The following is a 7,640-nucleotide window of genomic DNA, read 5'->3' as shown; positions in this document are numbered from 1 at the left end:
CGACTTGCATGTATTAGGCACGCCGCCAGCGTTCGTCCTGAGCCAGGATCAAACTCTCCATTAAAGACCAACCGAAGTTGGTTTATAGAAAGAGCGATAAGCTCATTTTGAAACTGACGAGATAAAAATATCTCTTGTTTGATTTTGCGAACAAAATCATTTTACTCACTCGTTGTTCAGTTTTCAAAGATCAAACCTGCATAATGTCTCGCTTTGTTTCACCACCGCATCTCAGCGGCGACTTAAATAATATATCATGTTTTCTACGTCTTTGCAACACTTTTTTTCAAGAGAATTTTTTAATCAATTCTGCTTTGTTTTCGTGTTGCTAACTATCTTGTAAAAGACAGCTATAATAATATACCACATAAATACGCTAAATAGCAATACCTTTTTTTAAATTCTTTTTTCATCTTTAAATCACTGCATTTAAATAAAGAGACCATTATTCCCACAAGCAGAATAACAGTCTCTTTAACATTCATTTCTTTCTCTTAATGAATAATAAAGCCGGGGCACTACTAGGAGGACCCTCTCTTTTTACATTTAGCCACGTCAGTCCTTAATCCATGGATTTTTACGTGAACGAGCATTATAGGATGAGGAACGGGGTTCTCCTCCACTTGAATTATGGGATTTTTGCTTCTTATTGCTAGCATTTTTACTGGAAACCTTGGCTTTGGACGTCTCTTCTTTGGATGTACTGCCAGAACCGTCTTTTGATTTACCTTTACGCACGCTACGATCCTTTGGTTTAGAAGAAGAAACAACTTCATTTTGGGATGCAATAGTCAGATTGTTACCCATCTCCTGCGTTCCTGGAATTGCTGGTGCCGACTGGACGTTCTCTTCCCGGCATCCACAGTCTGGCATAAACATATAGGGGGTTGTATATCCCTCTAATGGATACATAGGTGCATTCCCATGCGCAAACGGATGATAAGGGGAATTCGCAGATTGTTGTCCTTGTAGCTGGCTATAGTTGGACACGTTTCCACCCGCAGGCAAACCATATTGAGGTCCTCCCCATGCCTGGCTCCATTGACTGCCCTGGACTGTACTCTCTGGATACTGCTGTGGATGCCCTTGATGGATAAATGGAGGATAGACAGGGTAGGATGCATTTTCAGACGCCTCATGACTCGGATAATATCCGGGGGCGCAGCAATCTGAATAGGCAGGATAAGGTGTTGGATGGGCATTTATGGGTGATGTCTGCACAGGCCCCCAGCACCATGGATGCTCACATTCATGATGATAGCCCTGATCAGAAACTACAGTAGGAGAGGCATATTCTGCTAAGGAGGTATTTATAGGCGCATTCCCCAAAGTTTGTGGAGACCCAATCCCCGGATACCACGAGTTCGGCATTGCATTTATTTGTGGGCTATAATCAAATGTCGGCTGTTGTATCGACCACTCGGAATTTACCATCGGCTCCGATTTTGTGCAGCCGCAAAATTTTTCAGCTACAGGTTGCTTCACAACAGTTGTAGGAAGCTGTGGCTTAGATGCAATCGGTTGGGTAACTATGGGCTGCATTTGAGGTGGAGCAGGATTTACGGGTGCCATAGGAACTTCAGGCAGTTTTAATTCAGGAAGCTTAGGAGGATTCACTGTTTCTTTTGGCTGTGTCATCTCTTCTTTAGGGCTAGGCATATTCTCCTGCTTAGGCTGCGTCAACTCCGCCTTGGGCTGGGTAAGTTCTTGCTTGGTTGGGGATTCAGGTTTAGGCTGTGTCATCTCTTCTTTGACTGCGGTATTTTTTTTATTCTCAGTAAAATCAGACGCCTCTTCTTTGTAGTGTGGAATATTAACTGTTTCTCCAACCAGAAGTGCGTTCGGGTTTTTAAGCTGGGAATTGGCATCAATAATTAGCTTAAGCGGTACATTCCACGCCTTGGACAACTTCCACAATGAATCTCCTTGCTTAACCTTGTGTTGATATACCGTTGACGGCTGTGTTTCCATCGTAACAGGGTCTGTTGGAATTTTAATTTTCTCGCCGATGCTCAACTGATTAGGGTCTGCCAATTGGGGATTGGCGGCAATAACTTTCTCCAGCGTCACATTATACTTCTGTGCCAGCAAGTACAGAGTGTCACCTTTTTTGACGATGTGTATTTTCACAGGTCACAAACCTCCTAGACTTTCGTTCGGGCGGGATAAACGCCCAGCTTCTGTTATTACATCCTATGCACCTCCCCGGCGAATGACCCCATACAAACAAAAAAATCCTCTCAACCGAATACTCTCACGAGCATTCAGCTAAAAGGATTCGGTTTTATTTTAGTCCTGCCACACTTTGTAGCCATCCTTATCCACGATCTTCCGGAACTCAGCCAAGAGCTCCAAAGTCACTGGGCCAGCAACGCCGGAGCCGATCGTACGACCATCCACTTCATAAGCTGCAATAACTTCTGCTGCAGTTCCTGTAAAAAACACCTCGTCCGCAACATATACATCATGCAGTGTAAAAGGTTGTTCCTTAAGGGGGTATCCAAGCTTAGCACACAAATCGATAATAGCATTACGAGTAATCCCTTCAAGCGCTCCCAAATAGCAAGGAGGTGTATATAACACTCCGTTTTTGACAATGAAAATGTTGTCCGCAGAGCCTTCCGTCACATACCCTTGGGAATTGAGCATAATAGCCTCACCTACACCAGCATAGTTAGACTGGATCTTCACGAGGATATTGTTGAGATAGTTCAATGATTTAATCTTCGGATTCAAAGCATCTGGGATGTTGCGACGCTGAGAGACAGAAATTGTCTTCAGGCCAGTCAAGTAAGCTTCTTCCGGGTAAATGGCGAGCTGTTCCACGATAATGATGACACTCGCCTTCGCACAACGAAGAGGATCTAAACCTAGATTTCCTGCACCTCGGGATACAATCAGACGGATATATCCGTTACGCATTTCGTTAAGACGAATCGTTTCAGCCATTGCTTCCAACATCTCATCAGGAGACAACGGAATGTTTAACTGAATGGACTTCGCAGAATCATACAGACGCTCCAAGTGCTCCTTACATTTAAAAATATTCCCGTTATAGATACGAATGCCCTCAAATATACCGTCTCCGTACAAGAATCCATGATCATATACGGAAACCTTTGCGTTTTCCTTAGTCACATGCTGCCCATCCAGATAGATCCATTGTTCTGCCATTAAAACCACACCTCCGATTAATGTTCCTTTAAAATAGGTTCGATCGCTGCTTCAACATACTTGTAGCTTGGATAAGAGCCAAGAATACGTACATGGCATCCCAAAGCCTCAATCTCTGCAAAGGCTGCCGGAAGCAGAACGGAATGCAGAGATTCCAAAACTTCAATGTAAAAATAATAATTCCCCAATTGCTTTTTGGTCGGACGCGATTCAATACGGGACAGATTTAACCTGCGCCATGCAAATGCGGATAAAACCTGATGCAGCGCTCCCGGGAAATCCTGCGGTGGCGTGACCAAAATACTGGTTCGCTGACCTTCAGGTGTACCCGGGAGACTTATAGGTTGATGGCCGATCAAGACAAAGCGGGTAAAGTTGTTATCGTGATCCGTTACTTTGCTGGCCAAAATATCCAATCCGTGTTTGGCAGCCGCGAGCTTGGTTCCGAGAGCGGTCCAGCCTTTACCGGGGTTATGTTTAACAATTTCGACGGCTTCTGCCGTACTTCCTGCACTCTCCAGCTCGGCCTGAGGAGCGGAAGCCTGTATGAATTCTTTACACTGGGGAAGCGCTACAGGATGAGACATAATTTTGACCACTTTGCTCAAATCCAGCTTGTCCAAATCCTTCGTAAACTCACTACGATGTCCAATAAGATTTTGAATTGAAGGATATACCCATTCCGCCTGCATTTGAATGTCTACTTCATGTACAAGCCAATCCATATGCAAACTTACAGAGCCATCAATCGTATTTTCAATGGGAATTACACTATAGTCTGCCTGTCCCTTGTCTACTGCCTGAAATACGTCCGCAATATGCTTGTAAAACAGTAATTCATGGGACGTATCTCCTAACAAATACTTAATCGCTTCATGAGAAACGGTCCCCTCAGGAAGAAGTGCAATTCGTTTCATATCGTAAGTTCCCCTTTAATCATATCCATAAAAGGGAGTGTATTCCCTTCTGTATATACTTTAACTCCTTCACTCTCAGGGCGCAATTTTAAAACAGAAGCAGTGATCCCCTCTTTGTTCACGGTATCCGTTAAATACTGCTCCAGCTCCGCTTTCCGATTCTCCCGTTGATCCGTCAATGCCAGCAGCGTCGGTCCAGCCCCACTGAGAGCCACACCCAAGGCACCATAATGGTGCGCGTCCTGCAGGATCTCTGTCATACCCGGCACAAGCGCCGAACGGTAAGGCTGATGAAGCTGATCACGCATCGCTTCGGCAATTAAATCGGTTCTTCCCGACGCCAATGCTGCTACCAGCATGGAAGCATGACTAATGTTATATACGGCATCCTTCAATGATACATGCGCGGGTAGAACCTCTCTGGCTTTCGACGTGGACAGCTGAAAATCTGGAATAACTACCATAACCTCCAGATTAGCATCCGGTTCAAGTCGTAAATGCCTAGCATGCTCGCCATCCCACATCGCTGTAATAATACCACCAAACAGGGAAGCTCCAACATTATCCGGATGTTTTTCAATGGCGCTTGCCATATCGAACAGCTTGGAATCCGGCAGAGGCGATCCAATCAACGTATTAGCAGCGACCAAGGCGCCCACAATGGCAGAAGCACTGCTGCCCAAACCACGAGTAAGTGGAATATCCGAGTACATCGAAATATCGAGCTCAGGTACAGATACACCTGCTTCCCGAAAAACCATTTGTGCTACCTTGAAAATCAGATTAGTTTTATCTTGGGGAACACCATTCATTTCATTTCCGTATAAATGAAAAGCCGTCTGTTCGGCCTCCTTCATTTCAATCCATGCATATAAGGACAATGCCATGCCCAATGTATCAAAGCCGGGACCCAAGTTGGCCGTACTCGCAGGCACACGCACTCTTGCTGTTTTTAAAACGGTCATACAGACAATTCCTCCTGCTTTTATTGACTATCCCTCTACTCGATATACGCTCTTGATGCGACGGATGACGTCCAAAGTTTCAAAATGCTCCAAAACCTTTTTCATACTCGCTTTACTGGCTAAATGAGTCACGATAATAATTTCAGCATCGGGGTTAACCTCATTCGGTTGCTGCACAACAGATGCCAGACTGACATCAAATTCAGCAAATACTTGCGTAATCCGTGCCAACACCCCTGCTTTATCATCCACATGCAGAAGCACGAAGTTTTTGAAATACACATCTTCATCGTTACTAATTTTTTTGGGATTGTAAGGAACGATGGCTTTAAGCCCATTGACACCAAGTTTGAGATTTTTCACTACAGCTACTAAATCGGCTACAACCGATGTTGCCGTCGGCATTTCACCTGCACCCGCACCATAAAACATGGTTTCACCCACTGCTTCACCATGCACATACACCGCATTGAATACCCCGTTCACCGAAGCCAATGGATGCTGCTTGCGTACCATAGTCGGCTGAACGTTTATCGTAAATTCATCACCTTGGCGCTCTGCAATCCCGAGCAATTTCATTTCATATCCTAGTTTTTTAGCAAAAGCAATATCTTCACTGGTTACCTTTGAAATGCCGCTGACACTTACATCCTTGAGCTCTACATTAGAGCGGAAACCAAGCGTGCCGAGAATTGCCATTTTACGAGCTGCATCCAGTCCTTCCACGTCTGAGGTCGGATCCGATTCAGCATACCCAAGCTCCTGCGCTTCCTTGAGAACTTCCTCGTACGAGGCCCCTTCCTGACTCATTTTTGTTAAAATAAAGTTTGTCGTACCGTTCACAATCCCCATAATGCGGGTAATGCGATCGGAGGAGAAGCCTTCAATTAATGTACGAATGATCGGGATACCACCTGCTACACTAGCTTCATAAAAAATATCACACTGCTTTTCCTGCGCCTTTGCTAATACTTCAGAACCGTGCAAAGCCATTAAGTCCTTATTTGCTGTTACGATGTGTTTCCCCCGCTCCAGCGCTTCAAGAATGTACTCCTTCGTCTGATCAACGCCGCCCATGACTTCAATAATTACATCAATTTCAGGGTCCCGAATAACTTCCCATGGGTCCTCAGTAAGCTTGGCTGTCTCCACTTCAATGGAACGATATTTTTCTATGTTTTTTACAGCTATTTTTTCAATGATGATCGGTGAACCGACTTGTCTGCTCAAGTCTTCCTGATTGCCTTCTACGATTCGAACGACTCCCGTTCCAACCGTCCCCAAACCTAACAATCCTACTTTGACCGGTTTCATCCATTCCCCTCCCGCGAACTTATGTCTAATGAACTGAATTGCCTTAACCTTGCCCAATCAGGCGAACACGTTTAACTCCAGAGATATCTTCCAAGCCCTCCAGTAGAACACCCAACTCTTCACTGAGTCTGGACATTTCTACGGAGATGACTACGTTGGCTCTGCCTTGCAGTGGAATACTTTGCTGGATCGTCAGCACATTGCCTCCGAAATCAGCCACTCTGCCAAGCACCCTGGACAACATTCCAGATTGATGCTCTAAATCAATAGAGATATTGACAATTCGCTCACGCTCCAGCTGGTTAACCAAATGTATGCCATCCTTATATTTATAAAAGGCGCTTCGGCTTAGCCCAACTTGCTCCACGGCATCATGCACGGTTTTAACATCTCCTGAAGCCAGCAGCAGTTTTACCTGTATGGTCTTAACAATTGCTTCAGGCAAAATATCTTCCCGTACCAAGTAATAGCGCTCTTTCAAGAACGTCCTCTCCTCAAAGACTTATGTTTTTGTATAGAGGACATTATAACGAAACTCTTGAAAATCGGCAAGCAAACAATGCAAAAAACGGCTACTGCCTTCTATAGAGTTTCCTATAGTACAGTAACCGTTCAGGTTTTAGACCTTTATTTAAAATTTAGTAGTAGCTGCTGCCTTCAACAAATTCGAACTCGAAATCAGCAATGCGTACAGATGTACCATCTTTGGCGCCACGCTTGCGTAACTCAGCATCCACACCCATATGGCGTAACGTTCTTGCTAATTTTAAAATGGCATCATGCGAGTTCAACTGCATGCGCTTCATCATGCGCTCAATTTTAGGACTCTGCACCACGAATGTATCGTTTTCACGTACAATTGTAAAGCCATCGTCTTCTGCTGTATCCAGCTTAAATACCTTACGTTCATTGACTTCTGCTACTTCCTCAACAACCGGCTCGTCCGGTATTTGATCCAGCAAATCAGCAGCCCGGTAGAGCAGTTCCTTCACACCTTGACGTGTCAGTGAGGAAATAGGCATGATTTCAAGATCAGGACGTATAGAAGCAATCTGCTCTTTGAAGTGAGTCAGGTTTTCTTCCGCCTCCGGCATATCCATTTTATTGGCCGCCACAATTTGTGGACGCTCAGCCAATGTTGCATTATATTGCTTCAATTCGTCGTTAATTTTAGTCCAATCTTCAAACGGATCACGTCCTTCGGAGCCCGCCATATCCACGACATGGATAATAATACGCGTCCGCTCAATGTGCCGCAGAAATTCATGTC

At 44.8% G+C, this 7,640-nt stretch carries 7 protein-coding genes and 1 rRNA gene; all 8 read right to left on the bottom strand.

Annotated features, from left to right (window positions below):
• A 16S ribosomal RNA gene (locus tag GRP75_RS15780) occupies positions 1-64 on the bottom strand; the annotation flags it as partial.
• Between the two features lie 491 nt (positions 65-555).
• Positions 556-2,130 carry a LysM peptidoglycan-binding domain-containing protein gene (locus GRP75_RS15775; protein ID WP_160789770.1) on the bottom strand — a complete coding sequence of 525 codons (1,575 nt, stop codon included), beginning with the start codon at positions 2,128-2,130 and terminating at the stop codon, positions 556-558.
• Between the two features lie 159 nt (positions 2,131-2,289).
• A complete protein-coding gene (ilvE, locus tag GRP75_RS15770) occupies positions 2,290-3,174 on the bottom strand; it encodes a branched-chain-amino-acid transaminase (protein WP_069079914.1) in 885 nt (294 codons plus the stop codon).
• Between the two features lie 17 nt (positions 3,175-3,191).
• Positions 3,192-4,091 (bottom strand): prephenate dehydratase, encoded by a 900-nt coding sequence (pheA, locus tag GRP75_RS15765; RefSeq protein WP_160789769.1) that lies wholly within the window; start codon positions 4,089-4,091, stop codon positions 3,192-3,194.
• On the bottom strand, positions 4,088-5,056 hold the full coding sequence (thrB, locus tag GRP75_RS15760; RefSeq protein WP_160789768.1) for a homoserine kinase: 969 nt from the start codon (positions 5,054-5,056) through the stop codon (positions 4,088-4,090). Before thrB ends, pheA begins: the two co-directional genes overlap by 4 nt.
• Before the next feature lie 27 nt (positions 5,057-5,083).
• On the bottom strand, positions 5,084-6,370 hold the full coding sequence (locus GRP75_RS15755) for a homoserine dehydrogenase (protein ID WP_023989944.1): 1,287 nt from the start codon (positions 6,368-6,370) through the stop codon (positions 5,084-5,086).
• A 43-nt stretch (positions 6,371-6,413) separates the two neighbouring features.
• A complete protein-coding gene (locus tag GRP75_RS15750) occupies positions 6,414-6,851 on the bottom strand; it encodes an ACT domain-containing protein (protein ID WP_013311587.1) in 438 nt (145 codons plus the stop codon).
• Positions 6,852-7,008: 157 nt separating this feature from the next.
• The coding region (cgtA, locus tag GRP75_RS15745; RefSeq protein ID WP_160789767.1) for an Obg family GTPase CgtA at positions 7,009-7,640 on the bottom strand (632 nt) is incomplete at its 5' end.

Origin of the sequence: Paenibacillus sp. OT2-17 (genome assembly GCF_009827695.1) — a bacterium.
Taxonomy (GTDB): Bacteria; Bacillota; Bacilli; order Paenibacillales; family Paenibacillaceae; genus Paenibacillus; species Paenibacillus polymyxa_B.
The sequence above is the reverse complement of the archived record's forward strand: the minus strand, read 5'-3'. Positions and strand labels throughout refer to the sequence as shown.